The sequence below is a fragment of the Pseudomonas sp. GM33 genome (assembly GCF_000282295.1).
Taxonomy (GTDB): Bacteria; Pseudomonadota; Gammaproteobacteria; order Pseudomonadales; family Pseudomonadaceae; genus Aquipseudomonas; species Aquipseudomonas laurylsulfatiphila.
In genome coordinates, this window is sequence record NZ_AKJO01000007.1 from 1 (window position 1) to 18,754 (window position 18,754).

The 18,754-nt window shown below is 61.8% G+C and carries 19 protein-coding genes and 1 pseudogene; 12 read left to right on the forward strand and 8 right to left on the reverse strand.

Annotated elements, in window-relative coordinates:
* The coding region (locus tag PMI26_RS28090; RefSeq protein WP_007970090.1) for a DUF883 family protein at window positions 1–301 on the reverse strand (301 nt) is incomplete at its 3' end.
* Between the two features lie 165 nt (window positions 302–466).
* Here PMI26_RS28090 and PMI26_RS28085 point away from each other — a divergent pair.
* Window positions 467–721 carry a hypothetical protein gene (locus PMI26_RS28085; RefSeq protein WP_007970091.1) on the forward strand — a complete coding sequence of 85 codons (255 nt, stop codon included), beginning with the start codon at window positions 467–469 and terminating at the stop codon, window positions 719–721.
* Window positions 722–730: 9 nt separating this feature from the next.
* Here PMI26_RS28085 and PMI26_RS28080 read toward each other — a convergent pair whose 3' ends face one another.
* Complete coding sequence (locus PMI26_RS28080) at window positions 731–1,639, reverse strand: LysR family transcriptional regulator (RefSeq protein WP_007970092.1); 909 nt, start codon at window positions 1,637–1,639, stop codon at window positions 731–733.
* An 84-nt stretch (window positions 1,640–1,723) separates the two neighbouring features.
* Between PMI26_RS28080 and PMI26_RS28075 the strand changes: the two genes are divergently transcribed.
* From PMI26_RS28075 to PMI26_RS28050, 6 genes are all read left to right on the forward strand, one after another.
* On the forward strand, window positions 1,724–2,647 hold the full coding sequence (locus PMI26_RS28075) for a carbon-nitrogen hydrolase family protein (protein WP_007970093.1): 924 nt from the start codon (window positions 1,724–1,726) through the stop codon (window positions 2,645–2,647).
* A gap of 134 nt (window positions 2,648–2,781) precedes the next feature.
* Complete coding sequence (locus PMI26_RS28070; protein WP_007970094.1) at window positions 2,782–4,446, forward strand: AMP-binding protein; 1,665 nt, start codon at window positions 2,782–2,784, stop codon at window positions 4,444–4,446.
* 13 nt (window positions 4,447–4,459) lie between these two features.
* Window positions 4,460–5,221 (forward strand): SDR family NAD(P)-dependent oxidoreductase, encoded by a 762-nt coding sequence (locus tag PMI26_RS28065; protein WP_033047337.1) that lies wholly within the window; start codon window positions 4,460–4,462, stop codon window positions 5,219–5,221.
* A 12-nt stretch (window positions 5,222–5,233) separates the two neighbouring features.
* Window positions 5,234–6,427, forward strand: a complete 1,194-nt coding sequence (locus PMI26_RS28060; protein WP_007970099.1) for an acetyl-CoA C-acyltransferase — start codon at window positions 5,234–5,236, stop codon at window positions 6,425–6,427.
* A 141-nt stretch (window positions 6,428–6,568) separates the two neighbouring features.
* On the forward strand, window positions 6,569–7,696 hold the full coding sequence (locus tag PMI26_RS28055) for an acyl-CoA dehydrogenase (protein ID WP_007970101.1): 1,128 nt from the start codon (window positions 6,569–6,571) through the stop codon (window positions 7,694–7,696).
* A gap of 50 nt (window positions 7,697–7,746) precedes the next feature.
* The gene (locus tag PMI26_RS28050) at window positions 7,747–8,520 is read left to right on the forward strand and encodes an enoyl-CoA hydratase (RefSeq protein WP_007970103.1); all 774 of its coding nucleotides are present in this window, start codon (window positions 7,747–7,749) and stop codon (window positions 8,518–8,520) included.
* Between the two features lie 116 nt (window positions 8,521–8,636).
* Here PMI26_RS28050 and PMI26_RS28045 read toward each other — a convergent pair whose 3' ends face one another.
* The 3 genes from PMI26_RS28045 to PMI26_RS28035 all read right to left on the reverse strand — a co-directional run bounded on the left by PMI26_RS28045 (window position 8,637) and on the right by PMI26_RS28035 (window position 11,953).
* Window positions 8,637–9,788, reverse strand: coding sequence for an acyl-CoA dehydrogenase family protein (locus PMI26_RS28045; protein ID WP_007970104.1), 1,152 nt, complete (start codon window positions 9,786–9,788; stop codon window positions 8,637–8,639).
* A gap of 3 nt (window positions 9,789–9,791) precedes the next feature.
* Window positions 9,792–10,898 (reverse strand): enoyl-CoA hydratase/isomerase family protein, encoded by a 1,107-nt coding sequence (locus PMI26_RS28040; protein ID WP_007970105.1) that lies wholly within the window; start codon window positions 10,896–10,898, stop codon window positions 9,792–9,794.
* Window positions 10,899–11,062: 164 nt separating this feature from the next.
* Entirely contained in the window at window positions 11,063–11,953 is an 891-nt protein-coding gene (locus PMI26_RS28035; protein WP_007970106.1) for a LysR family transcriptional regulator, read from the reverse strand.
* 101 nt (window positions 11,954–12,054) lie between these two features.
* Between PMI26_RS28035 and PMI26_RS28030 the strand changes: the two genes are divergently transcribed.
* Complete coding sequence (locus PMI26_RS28030; protein WP_007970107.1) at window positions 12,055–13,146, forward strand: polyamine ABC transporter substrate-binding protein; 1,092 nt, start codon at window positions 12,055–12,057, stop codon at window positions 13,144–13,146.
* A 17-nt stretch (window positions 13,147–13,163) separates the two neighbouring features.
* Window positions 13,164–14,123 carry an agmatinase gene (gene speB / locus PMI26_RS28025; RefSeq protein ID WP_007970108.1) on the forward strand — a complete coding sequence of 320 codons (960 nt, stop codon included), beginning with the start codon at window positions 13,164–13,166 and terminating at the stop codon, window positions 14,121–14,123.
* A 115-nt stretch (window positions 14,124–14,238) separates the two neighbouring features.
* Here speB and PMI26_RS28020 read toward each other — a convergent pair whose 3' ends face one another.
* Entirely contained in the window at window positions 14,239–15,291 is a 1,053-nt protein-coding gene (locus tag PMI26_RS28020; protein ID WP_007970109.1) for an aldo/keto reductase, read from the reverse strand.
* Between the two features lie 158 nt (window positions 15,292–15,449).
* Here PMI26_RS28020 and zapE point away from each other — a divergent pair, with 158 nt between their 5' ends.
* From zapE to PMI26_RS28005, 3 genes are all read left to right on the forward strand, one after another.
* The gene (gene zapE, locus PMI26_RS28015; RefSeq protein WP_033047335.1) at window positions 15,450–16,568 is read left to right on the forward strand and encodes a cell division protein ZapE; all 1,119 of its coding nucleotides are present in this window, start codon (window positions 15,450–15,452) and stop codon (window positions 16,566–16,568) included.
* Window positions 16,569–16,583: 15 nt separating this feature from the next.
* Window positions 16,584–17,165 (forward strand): DinB family protein, encoded by a 582-nt coding sequence (locus PMI26_RS28010; protein ID WP_007970113.1) that lies wholly within the window; start codon window positions 16,584–16,586, stop codon window positions 17,163–17,165.
* A 118-nt stretch (window positions 17,166–17,283) separates the two neighbouring features.
* Window positions 17,284–17,775: a GNAT family N-acetyltransferase gene (locus PMI26_RS28005; RefSeq protein WP_007970114.1), complete on the forward strand. Its 492-nt coding sequence runs from the start codon at window positions 17,284–17,286 to the stop codon at window positions 17,773–17,775.
* Between the two features lie 364 nt (window positions 17,776–18,139).
* Here PMI26_RS28005 and PMI26_RS28000 read toward each other — a convergent pair whose 3' ends face one another.
* A complete protein-coding gene (locus PMI26_RS28000) occupies window positions 18,140–18,349 on the reverse strand; it encodes a hypothetical protein (RefSeq protein WP_007970116.1) in 210 nt (69 codons plus the stop codon).
* Between the two features lie 153 nt (window positions 18,350–18,502).
* Window positions 18,503–18,754, reverse strand: a pseudogene (locus PMI26_RS27995) (phosphoethanolamine transferase CptA); the annotation flags it as partial.

Consider the following 18,754-nt stretch of genomic DNA (forward strand, 5'->3'; position numbering starts at 1 on the left):
GCAACCCCACCACCAGGCCGAACCCGGCGGAAATCGCCACGGTTTGCCATGGATGCCCGCCGATATAGGTTTCAGTGGCCTCGACCGCAGGCAGGGTGCGGTTGCGCACGCTGGTCACCGAATCCCTGGCCTGCTGGAGTTTCAGGGCGATTTGTCCGCGAAGGGTGTCCGCTTCTTCCCCGACCAGTGAGGCGCTGCTTTTCAGCAGTTTTTCCGACTCTTCGATCAACGATTGAAGTTCGCTGAACGCTTGATCCTTGATTTGATCTTCGGCAGCTTGCGCGGCGGTTTTGCGGGCCATTGAAGTACTCCTTGCGGGTAAGTGGACAGTGAACAATGGAGTCTGCGGTCGTCGGAAAAGTTGCAGCTATTTTGCCCGGGAAGGTCATCTAGCTGAAAAAACCGGCGCAGGACATTTCGCCCTACAGTGTAAGATGTCGCCAATTTTACGCAGCAGGAAATTCCCATGAGCTTCAATCTGGCCGACAAACCCCTCGCCGAGCGCGCTGCGCTTGAAGACGAGAAATCCCGTCTGTTCGAACTCTGGCAAAACAACCTGGGCAAAGCCAAGGGCGAGGCCGCACGGTTGTTTGGTGAACGGGCCAAGCGCAAAGGCAAGTGGGCCGAATGGGTGCGCGCCGAACTGGACGGCATGTCGCCCCCGGAATACGCCAACATGGTGCGCAGTGAAGTCAATCGCCTGATGGCGGCCAACAAATAACATCGGCTGTCAGGCGAAACTCGCGACAATCGCCTCGCGCACTTTCAACACGACCGGGTCAAGCTGGGTGCTGGTGCGCCAGCCCAGTTCGATCGGGTAGCGCGGCAAGGCCAAGGGGCAGGGCAGCAGTGCCAGGCCGCTGAGCGTCGCGATGCTTCGGGCGGCATGGGCCGGAATGGTCGCCACGGCCTGGCTGCCCTTGAGCAAATGCGGCAGCGCGGCAAAATGCGTGGTCGAGGCGCACACCCGCCGACTCAGGCCCAGCGCCGCCAATCCTTCATCGGTAATCCCGATAAAACCGCCAGATGACACCAGGATGTGCTCGCGGGCCACAAACTCCTCAAGACTGATGCTGTGCTGGCCCTCGACCAGGCTCGACGGGTCCGCCAGGCACAGATAACCACCTTCTCCCAGCACCTGACGGCTGAGCAGCCGCTCGGCAAAGCCGCCTGCGGTGATCGCCAGGTCAATGCTGCGTTCCATGAACGCCTGGGCAACGATCTGGCTGTGAGTCTGGCGGAAAATCAGGCGCAACTTCGGCGCGCTCCGGGCGATTTCCTCGATCAGTCGTCGGCCGTAGGCAATTTCGAAATCGTCCGACATGCCCACGGTGACCGAGCGGCCTTCGTACTGCTGCGCAGCCGGGTCAACCATCGCCAGGCTCTGCCGGCATTTATTCAGGGCCTCGCTGACCACCGGCTTGAGCTGATTGGCCTTGAGCGAGGGCGCCAGGCCGCGCCCGGTGCGCACGAACAGTTGATCGCCATACACCTCGCGCAACCGGCGCAAGGCTGCACTGACCGCCGATTGCGTCACGCCCAGGCGCAAGGCGGCACGGCTGGCGCTGGACTCTTCGTGCAGCGCTTCGAAGACTTTGAGCAGGTTGAGGTCGATGTTGGTGATATTCATTTGGTTCATATCATTCAGCAGTGAATCGGTCTTTATTGATGATCACGTGGCGCCGGAGAATGAGCAACCCCTGATGCGAATGGAGATTTCGTGATGCCCAAATCAATCGTTGCGGCCTTGCAGATTGGCGCCTTGCCCGGTGGCAAGGCCGACACCCTGGAACAGATCCTGTCCTATGAACACGCGATCATCGAATCCGGCGCCGCGCTGGTGGTCATGCCGGAAGCGCTGCTGGGTGGTTATCCCAAAGGCGAGGGTTTTGGCACACAGCTTGGTTTTCGGCTGGCGCAAGGTCGTGAAGCCTTTGCCCGCTATTTTGCCAACGCCATCGACGTGCCCGGCGCGGAAACCGAGGCGCTGGCCGGCCTGTCCGCACGCACCGGGGCGAATCTGGTGATCGGCGTCATCGAACGCGCCGGCAGCACCTTGTACTGCACCGCCTTGTACTTTGATCCGCAGGCCGGGCTGCTGGCCAAACACCGCAAGCTGATGCCCACCGGCACCGAACGGCTGATCTGGGGCAAGGGCGATGGTTCGACGCTGCCGGTGATCGACAGTCAGGTCGGGCGCATCGGTGCGGCGGTGTGCTGGGAAAACATGATGCCGCTGCTGCGCACGGCGATGTACGCCAAGGGCGTGGAGGTGTGGTGCGCGCCGACCGTGGACGAACGGGAGATGTGGCAGGTCAGCATGCGCCACATCGCTCATGAAGGGCGTTGTTTCGTGGTCAGCGCCTGTCAGGTCCAGGCGTCGCCCCAGGCCCTGGGCCTGGACATCGCCAACTGGCCGGCGGATCGGCCGTTGATCGCCGGCGGCAGCGTGATCGTAGGGCCCATGGGCGACATCCTCGCCGGACCGTTGCGAGATGGCCCCGGTCTGCTGACCGCGCAGATCGACACTGACGACCTGGTGCGCGCCCGCTACGACTATGACGTGGTCGGTCACTACGCTCGCCCGGATGTGTTCGAGCTGACCGTGGACGAGCGCGCTAAACCGGGGGTGCGCTTCACTTCCTGATACCTGAGGGCTTTGGCCAAACCAGTCAGGCAACTTGATAACTTTGACCATTGCCCGCTACCCCTGGCAGAGCGAGTATTTCCCTGTTGATTACGGTTCCCCCCAACCTAATAAGAAACACAGGGATTCTGGCAATGCGCGATTACTTGTCTGCTACAGATCAGTTCAACTATCAGCACACCGTCGACGCTGCACTCGCAGGCGATCTGACGGCGCTCAACGCCTGCGTCGAATGCTGTGACCGGCATGCCTTGCCGGGTCGCATCGCGCTGTTCTGGGAGGGACGCGACGGCGCCAGTGCGAGCTACACCTTCACTGATTTGCAGGACAAGGCCGCGCGTTTCGCCAATTACCTGCTGGCCCAGGGCGTGAAGAAGGGCGACAAGGTCGCCGGCCTGCTGCCACGCAACATCGAATTGCTGATCACCGTGTTTGCCACCTGGCGCATTGGCGCGGTGTATCAACCGCTATTCACCGCGTTCGGCCCCAAAGCCATCGAGCACCGCCTGAGCTGCTCTGGTGCCAAAGTGGTGGTGACCGATGCGATGAACCGGTCAAAACTCGCCGAAGTCCCCGACTGCCCGAGCATCGTTACTGTCACTGGCCCCAAAGGGCAGGGCCTGATGCGTGGCGATAGCAGTTTCTGGGCCGAACTGGCCAACTATTCCTCCGATTGCGAGCCCGTGCTGCTGACCGGCGAAGACCCGTTCCTGCTGATGTTCACCTCGGGCACCACCGGCCCGTCGAAAGCGCTGCCTGTGCCGCTCAAGGCCATCGTTGCGTTCCAGAGCTACATCCGCGACGCGGTTGACCTGCGCCCTGAAGACGCCTTCTGGAACGTCGCCGATCCGGGTTGGGCCTACGGCATCTACTACGGTGTCACCGGGCCCCTGTCGATGGGGCATCCGATCACCTTTTACGATGGCCCGTTCACCCTCGAAAGCACCTGCCGGGTGATCAACAAGTACGGGATCACCAACCTCACCGGCTCACCTACGGCCTACCGTTTGCTGATTGCCGGCGGCGATGAGTTCGCCAGATCGATCAAGGGCAAACTGCGCATCGTCAGCAGCGCCGGCGAGCCGCTGAACCCGGAAGTGATCCGCTGGTTCGCCGAAAACCTCGACGTGGTCATCCACGACCACTACGGCCAGACCGAGCTGGGCATGGTGCTGTGCAACCACCACGGCCTTGAACACCCGATTCACATGGGCGCCGCCGGTTTCGCCTCGCCGGGCCACCGCATTGTGGTCCTCGATGACGAATACAAGGAACTGGGTGTTGGCCAGCCCGGCATCCTGGCCATCGACCGCAGCCAGTCGCCGATGTGCTGGTTCGCCGGCTACGAAGGCGGGCCGACCAAGGCCTTTGTCGGCCACTACTACTTGAGTGGCGACACCGTCGAGTGGAACCCGGACGGCAGCATCAGCTTCGTCGGTCGCAGCGATGACGTGATCACCACCTCCGGCTACCGGGTCGGCCCGTTCGACGTGGAAAGTGCGCTGATCGAACACCCGGCCGTGGTCGAGGCCGCCGTGGTCGGCAAACCCGATCCGGAGCGTACCGAACTGGTCAAGGCGTTCGTCGTGCTCAGCCCGCAATACCGCGCAGAACCTGCGTTGGCCGAAGAGCTGCGCCAGCACGTGCGCAAGCGTCTGGCGGCGCACTCCTATCCCCGTGAAATCGAATTTGTCAGCGAGTTGCCGAAAACCCCAAGCGGCAAATTGCAGCGCTTTATCTTGCGCAACCAGGAAATCGCCAAGGCTCAAGAGGCTGCGGCGAAGAACCTTCCAGCTTGAAAGGGAAACAATGATGCAGATCGAGAACAAGATTTTTATCGTCACCGGTGGCGCTTCCGGCCTCGGTGCAGCGACGGCCGAGGTACTGGTCGCCGCTGGCGCGAAAGTGATGCTGGTGGACATGAACGCCGAGGCCGTTGCCGCCCAGGCCCAGCGCCTTGGCGCGCACAGTGTGGTGGCGGACATCAGCAACGAAGCGGCGGCCGAAGCGGCTGTGCAGGCGACGGTCGAAGCCTTTGGCGGCCTCAATGGCCTGGTCAATTGCGCCGGCATCGTGCGTGGCGAGAAGATTCTCGGCAAGAACGGTCCGCACTTGCTGTCCAGTTTCAGCCAGGTGATCAACGTCAACCTGATCGGCAGCTTCAACATGCTGCGCCTGGCGGCAGCGGCGATTGCGCAAACCGAAGCGGATGCCGATGGCGAGCGCGGCGTGATCATCAACACCGCGTCTGCCGCGGCATACGACGGTCAGATCGGTCAGGCGGCTTACTCGGCGTCCAAAGGTGCCATCGTCAGCCTGACGTTGCCGGCGGCCCGTGAACTGGCGCGCTTCGGCATCCGCGTGATGACCATCGCCCCAGGCATTTTCGAGACGCCGATGATGGCCGGCATGACCCAGGAAGTTCGCGATTCCCTGGCCGCTGGCGTGCCATTCCCGCCGCGTTTGGGCAAACCGGGTGAGTATGCCGGGCTGGTGAAGCATATTATTGAAAACAGCATGCTCAACGGCGAGGTGATCCGTCTCGACGGTGCCTTGCGCATGGCCGCCAAATAAGGAGGATTTGTCATGACACTGTCCAACGATCCGATTGTAATCGTCAGCGCCGTCCGCACCCCCATGGGTGGGTTCCAGGGCGAACTGAAAAGCCTGACCGCACCGCAACTGGGTGCTGCCGCGATCAAAGCCGCCGTTGAACGTGCCGGCGTTTCCAGTGACGGCATCGACGAAGTGCTGTTCGGTTGCGTACTGCCGGCTGGCCTTGGCCAGGCCCCTGCGCGCCAGGCGGCACTGGGTGCCGGGCTGGATAAATCGACCCGCTGCACCACCCTGAACAAGATGTGCGGTTCGGGCATGGAGGCGGCGATTCTGGCCCACGACATGCTGGTGGCCGGCAGTGCCGACGTGGTGGTCGCCGGTGGCATGGAAAGCATGTCCAACGCGCCTTACCTGCTGGACCGCGCCCGTGCCGGCTACCGCATGGGCCATGGTCGGGTGCAGGACTCGATGTTCCTGGACGGCCTCGAAGACGCCTACGACAAGGGCCGCCTGATGGGCACCTTCGCCGAAGACTGCGCCGAAACCAACAGCTTCAGCCGTGAGGCCCAGGACGCGTTCGCCATCGCCTCGACCACCCGCGCGCAACAGGCGATCAAGGACGGCAGCTTCAAGGCCGAAATTGTCCCGCTCACCGTGACAGTCGGCAAAGAGCAAGTGGTGATCAGCAACGACGAGCAGCCGCCAAAAGCCAAACTGGACAAGATCGCTTCGTTGAAACCGGCGTTCCGCGAAGGCGGCACGGTGACGGCGGCCAACTCCAGTTCGATTTCCGACGGTGCGGCGGCATTGGTGCTGATGCGCCAGTCCCAGGCACAGAAACAAGGCCTGAAGCCGTTGGCGGTGATCCATGGCCACGCCGCGTTCGCCGATACCCCGGGCCTGTTCCCGGTGGCGCCGATTGGCGCGATCAAGAAGCTGATGAATAAAACCGGCTGGTCGATCAATGACGTCGATCTGGTGGAAGTCAACGAAGCCTTCGCCGTGGTCGGCATGGCCGCGATGACTCACCTGGAAATCCCCCACGAGAAACTCAACGTCCACGGCGGCGCGTGTGCCTTGGGCCACCCGATCGGGGCGTCCGGTGCGCGGATTCTCGTGACCTTGCTGTCGGCCCTGCGCCAGAAAGGCCTGAAACGCGGTGTCGCGGCGATCTGCATCGGTGGCGGTGAAGCAACGGCAATGGCCGTGGAATGCCTGTACTGAACCTGACGCTATCCCATGTGGGAGCGGGCTTGCCCGCGAAAGCGGTGTGTCATCCGACGATGATGTCGACTGACACGGCCTCTTCGCGAGCAAGCCCGCTCCCACAGGGGGCTGCGTTGTAACCTGATTCAAGGATTCACCATGATCCCCAATGACGACCAACAACAAATCCGCGACATGGCCCGGGATTTTGCCCAGGAACGGCTCAAACCCTTCGCCGCCGAGTGGGACCGCGAACACCGCTTCCCCAAGGAAGCCATCGGCGAAATGGCCGGTTTGGGCTTCTTCGGCATGTTGGTGCCGGAGCAGTGGGGCGGGTGCGACACCGGTTACCTGGCCTACGCCATGGCGTTGGAAGAAATCGCCGCCGGCGATGGCGCCTGTTCGACCATCATGAGCGTGCACAACTCCGTGGGTTGTGTGCCGATTCTCCACTACGGCAACGACGAGCAGAAGGAGCGTTTCCTCAAACCGTTGGCCAGCGGCGCGATGCTCGGCGCTTTCGCCCTGACCGAGCCCCAGGCCGGTTCCGACGCCAGCGGCCTGAAAACCCGTGCGCGCCTGGAAGGCGATCACTACGTGCTCAACGGCTGCAAGCAGTTCATCACCTCCGGGCAGAATGCCGGGGTGGTGATCGTGTTTGCGGTGACCGACCCGAACGCGGGCAAGCGTGGCATCAGCGCGTTTATCGTACCGACCGATTCGCCGGGCTATAAAGTCGCGCGAGTCGAGGACAAGCTCGGTCAGCACGCCTCCGACACCTGCCAGATCCTCTTCGAAGACGTGAAGGTGCCGGTGGCCAACCGTTTGGGCGAGGAGGGCGAAGGCTACAGGATCGCCCTGGCCAACCTGGAAGGCGGCCGCGTCGGCATCGCTTCACAATCGGTGGGCATGGCCCGCGCCGCGTTTGAAGCGGCTCGCGACTACGCCCGTGAGCGCGAGAGCTTCGGCAAACCGATCATCGAGCATCAGGCCGTAGCGTTCCGCCTGGCGGACATGGCCACCCAGATCGCCGTGGCGCGGCAAATGGTGCACTACGCCGCCGCCCTGCGCGACAGTGGCAAGCCGGCCCTGGTCGAGGCATCGATGGCCAAGTTGTTCGCCTCGGAAATGGCCGAGAAGGTATGCTCCTCGGCGCTGCAAACCCTCGGCGGATATGGTTACCTCAACGACTTCCCGCTGGAACGAATCTACCGCGACGTGCGGGTGTGTCAGATCTACGAAGGCACCAGCGACATTCAGCGCATGGTCATCTCGCGCAACCTATAAAAAAGCAGGCCCTCTGTAGGAGCTGGCCTTATGTGAAACAGGAGTTGTTTATGAGCTACGAAACGATTTTGCTGGAAACCCACGGCCGCGTTGGCCTGATCACCCTCAACCGCCCTCAGGCGTTGAACGCGTTGAACGCGCAGATCGTCAGCGAGCTGAACCAGGCCCTTGATGGTTTCGAGGCGGATGCGAACATCGGCTGTATCGTCCTGACCGGTTCGAAAAAAGCATTTGCCGCGGGTGCCGACATCAAGGAAATGGCCGAGCTGACCTACCCGCAGATCTACCTCGACGATCTGTTCAGCGACAGCGACCGCGTCGCCAACCGCCGCAAGCCGATCATCGCGGCGGTCAACGGTTTTGCCCTGGGTGGCGGTTGTGAGCTGGCGCTGATGTGCGACTTCATTCTGGCCGGCGACAACGCCAGATTCGGCCAGCCGGAAATCAACCTGGGCGTGTTGCCGGGCATGGGCGGCACCCAACGCCTGACCCGCGCCGTGGGCAAGGCCAAGGCCATGGAAATGTGCCTGAGCGGGCGTTTGATCGATGCCGTGGAAGCGGAGCGTTGCGGCATCGTGGCGCGGATCGTGCCAAGCGACGAACTGCTGGACGAAGCGCTGAAAGTCGCGGCATTGATCGCCAAGAAATCGCTGCCGATTGCGATGATGGTCAAGGAAAGCGTCAACCGTGCCTTTGAAGTGAGCCTGGCCGAAGGCGTGCGTTTTGAGCGTCGGGTGTTCCATGCGGCGTTTGCGACGCAGGATCAGAAGGAAGGCATGGCGGCGTTCATTGCCAAGCGTGAGGCGGAGTTCGTCGGTAAGTAATGCCGCGTCTTTGCTGACGCCTTCGCGAGCAAGCCCGCTCCCACAAAGGGATCTCATAAACGCCGGGATCCAATGTGGGAGCGGGCTTGCTCGCGAAGCTTTTGATTTTTACCGAGTCAAACCAGATAGTTTTTCAGTTCGCGGGCAATCACCATCCGCTGAATCTCGCTCGAGCCTTCGTAGATCTGCGTGATCCGCGCATCGCGGTAGTACTTCTCTACCGGATAGTCTTCCAGATACCCGTACCCGCCATGAATCTGAATCGCGGACGAGCAGACCTTTTCCGCCATTTCCGACGCAAACAGCTTGGCCTGTGACGCCTCCGACAGGCAGGGTTTTCCGGCCGTGCGCAGGCGCGCAGCGTGCAGGATCATCAAGCGTGCGGCGTTCAGCTGCATGTGCATGTCGGCCAGCAGGTTGGCGATGCTCTGGTGCTCATTGATCGTCTTGCCAAACTGCACCCGGTCACGGGAATAGGCCAGTGCCGCTTCGAACGCCGCGCGGGCGATGCCCAGCGCCTGGGCGGCGATGCCGATACGGCCGCCTTCGAGGTTGGACAGGGCGATGGCCAGGCCTTTGCCGCGTTCACCCAGCAGGTTGGCTTCGGGGATGGTGCAGTTGTTCAGGGTGACGGCACAGGTGTCGGACGCGCGGATACCCATTTTGTGTTCAGTGCGGTCAACGATAAAACCGGCGGTATCGGTCGGCACCAGGAACGCCGAGATGCCGCGTTTGCCCAAGTCCGGATCGGTCACGGCAAATACAATCGCCAGCTTGGCGCGCTTGCCGTTGCTGACGAATTGCTTCGCACCGTTGATCACCCATTGGCCGTCGCGCAGTTCGGCGCGGGTGCGCAGGTTGTGCGCTTCGGAACCGGCCTGGGGTTCGGTCAGGCAGAAGCAGCCGATGACCTTTCCGCTGGCCAAGTCCGCCAGCCAGGTCTGTTTCTGTTCTTCGCTGCCGTAGTTGAGCACCGGCCCGCAGCCCACGGAGTTGTGGATGCTCATGAAGGCGCCGGTCGCGCCGTCGCCGGCGGAAATCTCCTCTACCGCCAGCGCATAGGCCACGTAGTCGACATAGGTGCCGCCCCATTCCTCGGGGACCACCATGCCCAGCAGGCCCAGCTCACCCATCTTCGCCACCAGGCCGTCATCGATCCAGCCGGCCTTTTCCCAGGCCTGGGCATGGGGCGCGATTTCGCCACGGGCAAAATCCCGGGCCATGTCGCGGATCATCACTTGCTCTTCGCTCAATTCGATATCGTGCATGGTTCAGCCCTCGTTCCGGTCAAACCCGCTGAAGAAGCTCGCCACGTGTTCGGCGTCCAGCGCCTGAAGAGTGGGCGGATTCCAGCGTGGTGTCTTGTCTTTGTCGATCAGCAAGGCGCGCACGCCTTCGATCAGGTCGCCGCGCTCGAACCACTGGCGGTCCAGGTGCAGCTCAAGGGCGAAACATTGTTCAAGGGGCAGCTCGCGTCCGCGACGGAGCATTTCCAGGGTGACGCCCATGGCCAGCGGCGAACGGGTTTCCAGCAGGTCGGCGGTGGTGACGGCCCACGCATGGCTGTCGGCGACCGTGACCTGGCGCAGTTGCTCCACAATACTCGGCACGTCGGGTTGGGCGAAGAAGTGGTCGATGGCCGGACGCAACGCACTCAACGGCGCGTCGGGCAGTTGCTGCACGGCGAGTGTTGCCAGCAGGCTTTGCAGATCCTTGAGTGGTGTGTCGTGCCATTCGAGCTGGTCGAGTTTTTCGTCCAGGGTGCCCAGTTTGTCGCTTTCGAGGTACCAGTCGGCCAGGCCGCAATACAGCGCATCGGCGGCACGAATCTGTACGCCGCTGACGCCCAGGTAAATCCCCAGTTCACCGGGAATGCGCGGCAGGAAATAACTGCCGCCGACGTCCGGGAAATAGCCGATGCCGACTTCCGGCATCGCCAGACGGCTTTTTTCGGTGACCACGCGCAAGTCTGCGCCTTGCACCAGGCCCATGCCGCCGCCGAGGACAAAACCGTCCATCAGCGCCAGCACCGGTTTGCGGTAATGGTGGATCGCCAGGTCGAGGGCGTATTCCTCGACGAAGAAATCTTCGTGCAGGGTGTCGCCGCTTTTGAAGCTGTCATGCAGCGAACGAATATCGCCGCCGGCGCAGAAGGCTTTTTCGCCGGCACCGCGCAGGACCACCGCATGCACGTGCGGGTCGTGGGCCCAGGCGTCGAGCTGGCGGTGCAGGTTGCGCACCATGTCCAGGGTCAGGGCATTGAGGCCGGCGGGGCGGTTGAGGGTCAGGTGACCGATGTGGTTGCGAACCTCGGCCAGCACTTCGTTTTGCATGGCATCCATGGACAGCGTCCCCTTCGATGTAACCTGAGCAGTCATCACTAACTCCCTGCTTTTATTGTTCTTTATCGAGATGCTCGCGCGCGAGCGATGGCGGATCGTATCAGTGCAAATTTGCCGTGTACAAGTCGGATAAGTGCAGGTTATCTGTGCATTTTTGCATGTAGATGTCCGGCATTGTTACAGCGTAGACCACGGCGCATTCAGGCAAACGCCGCGAGCAGATCCTCTTCGAAGGCCTTCTGCGCATCCCCGGCCACCTGCGCCCGGTGCCGGGCCAGGTGAAATGCGACGTCGAAACTCATGTCGCTGCGCACCGACCGCAGCAATCCCTTGTCTTCCCAGGTGCGGGCAAAGTGGCTGGGCAGATAACCGATATGCTTGCCGGACAGGATGAAGGCGAGGGTGCCTTCGACCTGTTCCGAACGGGCCGAACACCGCTCGCCCTGAAAGGGCTCGTCACTGCGCAGGAAACGGTAGGGGTGACCGACCCGGTCGCAGGCTTGCAGGTCCTGATCGCCCGGGTTCGCGTGGGTGAACAGCGGATGGCCGGGGGCGCAATACAGGTGCTGGGTTTCAATGAACAGTTCGCGGTAGTCAAACGCGCTTTGCACCTGCGAGAAATAGCCGATGGCCAGGTCCAGCCGCTGTTGCAGCAGCAAGCGCTCCATCTCGCCGGGCATGGCGCTGATCAGCTCGATGCGCACCGACTCGTCCCGTTCACGAAAGCGCCGGATCGCCTCGGCCACCCGCTGCAGCACCGACTGATCCAGCGCCTCGGACAGGCCAAGGCGCACTTCGCCGATCAAGCGCCCGGCGACGCCGTTGGATTGATGGCGGAAGGCTTCGATGGACTCGAACAAGCCACGGGTGGCGCTGAGGAGTTGCTCGCCCTTGGGCGTGATCCTGAACCCGCCTTTACCGCGACTGCACAGCCGATAGCCGAGGCGGGTTTCCAGCTTGGCCATTTGCTGGCTGATGCTCGACTGACTCAACCCCAGTTGGCCCTGGGCGGCGCTGAAACCGCCGCACTCCACCACGCTGACAAACAGACGCAACAGGTGCAGGTCCAGATCATGCAGTTGGCCGAGCATCAAACATTACTCCGTCATAAAGTCAGGTTAATTAACTTGATATTTCATCAATGTATCCGACGACGCATCCTGCAACCACTTCCTCTGGTCAGGTGTTCGTCATGGCTCCCATGTTCAAGCTGTGTTTACCCGCGTTATTCCTTGCCATGGCCGCATCGGCCCAGGCCGAGGACAAGGTGGTCAATCTGTACAGTTGGGCCGATTACGTCGCCCCCGAAACCCTGCAACGGTTCGAGCAGGAAACCGGCATCCATGTGCGCTACGACACCTTTGACTCTTCGGAAGTGCTGGAGACCAAATTGCTCACTGGCGGCAGCGGTTATGACGTGGTGGTGCCGTCCTCCAGCGTGCTGGCCCGGGGGCTTGCCGCCGGCGCGTTGAAACCGATTCCCCACGAAGGCCTCAAGGGTTACGCCAACCTCGATCCGGATTTGCTGGAAAAGCTCGCCGCCGTCGATCCCGGCAACCGCTACGGCGTGCCTTATACCTGGGGCACCCTGGGTTTGGGCATGAATGTCGAGGCGCTCAAACAGCGCTTGCCGGACGTACCGCTCAACAGCCTGGATCTGCTGTTCAAACCCGAGTACGCGAGCAAGTTGAAGGATTGCGGCATCGCCATTCTCGATTCGCCCCAGGAGGTGATCGGGCTCGCTCTGCATTACCTGGGTAAAGATCCCTACAGCACCGACAAGAACGATCTGTCAGCCGCCGAGGCGTTGTTGCGTCAGCTGCAGCCGAACGTGCTGTACGTCGCCACCGGGCGGCAGATCAGCGACCTGGCCAATGGCAGCGTGTGTTTGGCGTTGACCTACAACGGTGACGCGAGCATGGCTGCCGACCAGGCGCGCAAGGCCAACAAACCCTATGAAATTGCCTACCGGATTCCCAGGGAGGGCACCCTCGTCTGGCAGGACAACCTGGCGATTCCCAAGGATGCGCCGCACCCCGAAGCCGCCCGTGCCTTTATCGAGTTCATGTTGCGCCCCGAGTCCGTGGCGGCGCTGACCAATACCCTGTTCTTCGCCACGGCGAACCAGGCCGCCACGCCGCTGGTGGATGAAGCGGTGCGCACCGACCCGGACATCTATCCGTTGGCCGATGTGCGCGAGCGGCTGTACGCCGACCGCAGCATGAACCTCAAGGACCTGCGTCAGCGAACCCGCCTGTGGACCACTTTCCGTAGTCGCCAATAACAAAAAAGGAGCCTTCAATGGACGTCCCGATGCAGAACGATCAAGCCCTTACCCGTGACAGCCTCTATGGCACGGCCGCCGAAAGTACCTACGCCGGCATCACCAGTTTCATGCGTCGCCGCTACAGCCGTGACTTGCGCGGGGTCGACGTGGCGGTCAGCGGTGTACCCTTCGACACCGCCACCAGCAACCGCCCCGGCGCACGCTTCGGACCACGGGGCATTCGCGCCGCCTCCGCCGGGATCGCCTGGGAACGGCACTGGCCGTGGGCCTTCGATCCGTTTGACCATCTGGCGGTGATCGATTTCGGCGATTGCAATTTCGATTACGGTTCGCCGCAATCGACGCCGGAGTGCATCGAGGCCCACGCCGAGCACATCCTCAACGCCGGCACGGCCATGCTGACCTTTGGCGGCGACCATTTCATCACCTATCCGCTGCTCAAGGCCCATGCCCGTAAACACGGGGCATTGTCGCTGATCCACTTCGACGCCCACAGCGACACCTGGCCGGACGAAGAGGGCAAGCGTATCGACCACGGCACCATGTTCTGGCACGCGGCCAGGGAGGGGCTGGTCGACCCGTCGAGGTCGGTGCAAATCGGCTTGCGCACCACCAACGATGATCACCAGGGCTTTCAAGTGCTGGATGCGCGACAGGTGCATCGCCGTGGCTGCGAAGCGATTGTCGAGGCGATTCGCGCGCGGGTCGGCGATAACCCGGTGTACCTGACCTTCGACATCGACTGCCTCGATCCGGCATTCGCTCCGGGTACCGGAACACCGGTGTGCGGCGGCCTGAGCACGGTGCAGGCGCTGGAGATCCTCGGCGGCCTGCGCGGGATCAATCTGGTGGGCATGGACGTGGTGGAAGTGGCGCCGGCCTATGACAGTGCGGAGATCACCTCACTGGCGGCGGCGACATTGGCGATGGAGATGTTGTGTCTGTATGCGGCCAGGCATAAGGTCGATCGGTAAAACACATTTCCCTGTGGGAGCGGGCTTGCCCGCGAAAGCGGTGTGTCAGTCAACAATAATGTCGACTGACTAGACGCCTTCGAGAGCAAGCCCGCTCCCACACTTTTGATAGGTGTCAGGCCACTGGAAAGATTGGCGAGTCAAGGACCTGACCACCACTGAACCGCGCGAACGAACCGGCAATGGATTCGTGCGGCACGCCTTTGGCTACTTCACTGACGCCGTCCAGTCGCGCCATTTGCTCAGCACTCAACCGCACATCCAGCGCCCCCAACGTGGCGTCCAGCTGTTCACGAGTCCGCGACCCGAGGATCGGAATCAGCGCCGTGGTCGAGCGTTTGGCCTTTTCCCGCAGCCAGGCAATGGCCACGTGGGTCGGGCTGGCGTCGAGCTCTGTGGCGACGTCGATCAAGGTGTCGAGCAGAGCGGTTTCGCGGGCGCTTTTTTCAGCATGAATCAGCACGCCGAGCTTGTTCGCGCGGTTGTCGCCTTCGCTGTTGCGATACTTGCCGGTCAGGAAGCCGCCACCCAGGGGCGACCACAGCGTCGCGGCCAAGCCAAGGGCTTCGGCCATCGGCAGTTGTTCGCGCTCGGCGGTGCGTTCGGCGAGGCTGTACTCGACCTGGATCGCAGCAATCGGCGTAAAACCTCGGACTTCAGCCAGCAGGTCGGCGCGGGCGATGCGCCACGCGGGGAAGTTCGACAGCCCGGCATAGTGAATCTTGCCGGCACTGACCAGGTCGTCGAAACCGCGCAGGATCTCTTCCATGGGGGTGACGCCGTCGCTCATGTGGGCCCAGAACAGGTCGATGTGATCGGTCTTCAGTCGTTTGAGGCTCTCTTCGACGGCGCGCACCATGTTCTTGCGGCTATTGCCGGTGTGGGAAATACCGGCCGCCGGTGTAGTCCCCAGGGTGTATTTGGTGGCGATGACCAGGCTATCCCGTTCGGCATTGATGAATTCGCTGAGCATGGCCTCGGACTGCCCGCCCTGGTAGCCATTGGCGGTGTCGATGAAGTTGCCGCCGGCTTCCAGGTAGCCATCAAAAATGCGCCTGGCTTCGTCGCGCTCGGCGCCATGGCCCCAGCCGGTACCGAAATTACCGGCGCCCAGGGCCAGCTCGGACACTCGCAAGCCGGTTTTACGACCGAAAACTTTGTAATGCATGGGATAACTCCAGAGGGATGGCGGCAGGATTTATAAATGATGCATGACATGTATAAAATATGATGCCAATCATTTAAATCGTCAAGGTGCATTTCTTTCCTGCACAAAACCGCCGATCGCCGGTCACGTCATCAATGCGCAATGGCATACTGCCGCCCATGACTATCGAATCCCCCTTAAGCGCCTGGCAGCACGCGATCGAACAAAAGGGCTTCGTCCAGGACGAGGCCCAGGAGCATGCCGTGTGGGCGCTGCAAAAATGCCACGAAGCGCTGCATGAAGGCCGCTCACCCGTTTCCGGCGTGTACCTGTGGGGGCCGGTGGGGCGGGGTAAGACCTGGTTGATGGATCAGTTCTACCAAAGCCTGCGAGTACCGGCGCGGCGCCAGCACTTTCACCACTTCATGGGCTGGGTGCACCAGCGTTCGTTTCAACTGACCGGCACCGCCGACCCGCTCAAGGCGTTGGCCCGTGAGTTGTCCGAAGCAGTGCGCGTGCTGTGTTTCGACGAGTTGTTCGTCAATGACATCGGCGACGCGATCATTCTCGGGCGCCTGTTCCAGGTGATGTTCGAGCAGGGCGTCGTGGTGGTCTGCACCTCCAACCTGCCGCCGGACCAGTTGTACGCCGACGGCTTCAATCGTGACCGTTTCATGCCCGCCATCGCCGCGATCAAGCAACACATGCAGGTGATCGCGGTGGATGGCGGGGAAGACCATCGCCTGCATCCGGGGGCCGCTTCCCAGCGCTATTGGGTGTCTGAGCCGGGCACGCCCGGTGCTTTGGGTGAGGTGTTCCAGACGTTGAGCGCCGGCCAGCCGGCATCGAGCGAAGCGGTCCCGGTCGGTTACCGCTCGCTGGAGGTGGTCAAGGCCAGCCCGACTGTGCTCTGGACCCGCTATGCCGCGCTGTGCGAGCAACCCTTCGCGGCCATGGATTTCATCGCCCTGTGCGATACCTACGGCGCTATTCTGTTGGGGGACGTACCCAACCTCAGCGCACAAAAACGTGCCGGACGCATCGCCCGCGGTACCGAGGACGGTGCCGAGCGGGTGGAAGCGGGGGACCGCGAGCTGCCGCAGTTGTCGGTGCATGACGACGGCGTAAGACGTTTCATCGCACTGGTGGACGAGTGCTACGACCGCAAGGTGCCGCTGTACCTTGAGGCGCAAGTGCCGATGGCAGCGCTTTATACCGAGGGTTATCTGGAATTCCCGTTCCGTCGCACCCTCAGTCGATTGCAGGAAATGCAGTTGCAACGGTTTGCCGAAGTCTGATCGGGAGCAGCACACATGAATCAGCCCCTGTCGCATCACCTGCTGACCATGGCTTATCAGAACGCCTGGGCCAACCACCGACTGGCCAAGGCCTGGAGGCAGTTGAGCCCACTGGAGTTGATCGCCGCGCGGGTCAGCTTCTTCCCCAGCATCCGCGCGACCCTCAACCACATCCTCACCTGCGACTGGTTTTATGTGGATGCGCTGGAGCGCGAAATACGCGGCGACGATCCGCATCCCGATTGCCGGGTGTTTTTCAAGGAAGACGAACCCTGCCTCATTGCGGCGGACCTCGTTCGTGAGCAGGCCCATGTCGACCGTCGACTGATCGCTTACTGCGAGCAGTTGCGTGACGCCAGCCTCGGCAAAATCGTGACCATCGCCCGCGATACGCCCCAACACGACAGCCGTTTGCGCCTGCTGTCCCATTTGTTCGAACACCAGATCCATCATCGCGGTCAGGTTCACGCCATGCTCAGCGGCACCTCGGTCAAGCCACCGCAACTCGACGAGTTTTTCTGCGCCGGCGAGTCGCACTTGCGGGCCGAGGATTTTGCCGAGCTGGGGTGGACGGAAGCGTTGATCTGGGGCGCTTGAGCGCCAAAGAATTGCGCGGTGGTGATTGTCGATACCCGGGTGCTCGCGCTATGGTGCCGTCGGCACTTCAGCGTGAAATACAGGCTGGGGGCTACTTCATGTGTGATCGAGGATGGAAATGGACTCCGCAGAAATTCTTGTGCTTCAGGCCAGCTACACCAATCCGGTGCATGCCGAGGCTATTTGTCTGGTGTTGAACCACTACGCCGAGGACCCGATGGGGGGCGGCCAGCCGTTGCCGGCCCATGTCCTGGAGCAACTCCCGGCAGAGCTTGCCAGGCGTCCCCACGCTTTCAGTGTGCTGGCTTTTGTCGGGGGCGAGCCGGCGGGGCTGATCAATTGCTTCGAGGGCTTCTCGACCTTTGCCTGCCGGCCGTTGGTCAATGTGCACGACGTGTCGGTGGTGAAAAAATTTCGCGGCCTGGGCTTGAGCCAGAGGATGCTGCAAAAGGTCGAGGACATCGCCCGTCAGCGTGGTTGCTGCAAGCTCACCCTGGAAGTGCTGGAAGGCAATGCCGTGGCGCAGGGCTCGTACGAAAAAGCGGGTTTCGCCGCCGGCATGTTCGACCCGGCCCATGGACGCATGCTGTTCTGGACCAAGAACCTCTAACTCGACAGAACGTTTTTTGGGTTTTTCACTTTCCGCGTGGGCGCGGCTTCCCTGTAGGAGCTGGCGCAGCCTGCGATCTTTTGATCTTTAAACGTCAAAAGATCGCAGCCTTCGGCAGCTCCTACGGGATTGGTGTACGCGCTTTGATCGCGGGGGTACGCGGTCGGCGTAGGAGCTGGCTTGCCAGCGATGGTCGTTAACGATGACGCGGGTGAACTGGATGAACGCGGCGCGCTTGAGTCCATCGCCAGCAGGCTGGCTCCTACAGTGTCAGTGTCCCGGGAATGCGTGAAGACCCCAAAAAAAGGGCGTCCATCAGGACGCCCAAACGTTCTTCTGCGACGGTAGAGCCGCAGTCAGAGGATCATTTCGGTCTGTAGGTTTCTGTCATTTGTGCGGTTTGATCGTCAGGCACCCGTAGTCCGATGCTCGGGATCGGATGGCCGAGGGCTGCTTGCTGGGCCAGTCGCAGACTTTCGAAGTAATAGCGCATGCGTTCGGCTCCACCTTCGGCGAATGCGCTGGTCGAACCCAGCGCCATCAGGCCGGCGAGGATCACGGCGGTGCGTTTCATGGTATGCCTCCCACTAAAGTTGTCGGATGCCTTTCGTCCATGAATCAATGAAGCAGTGTCGAAATGGCATTATCCGCCGATTCGCTTAAATGGGAATGGATTTCACCGCTGGCCTTGCCATGAAAAAGGGGCCGGAACCGGCCCCTGAAAGGATTACTGCTGAACGACTGCGGGTGACGTTTTCGGCTTCATCAGGCTGAAATCGATCAACGCGCGCTGCTCACGCTCATAGGGGTTGCCGATCATCAATGGCCGGGCCTTGAAACTGTCGCTGACCACACTCTTGCTGCGATCGAGTTCGTCGAAGCTCAGGCCTGCCAGATCGGCCCAGGTGTGGATCAGGTGCGAGCTGCTGTAAGGACGCGACAGATCGCCGGTGAGGTTCCAGTCATGGCTCCCCCGCCA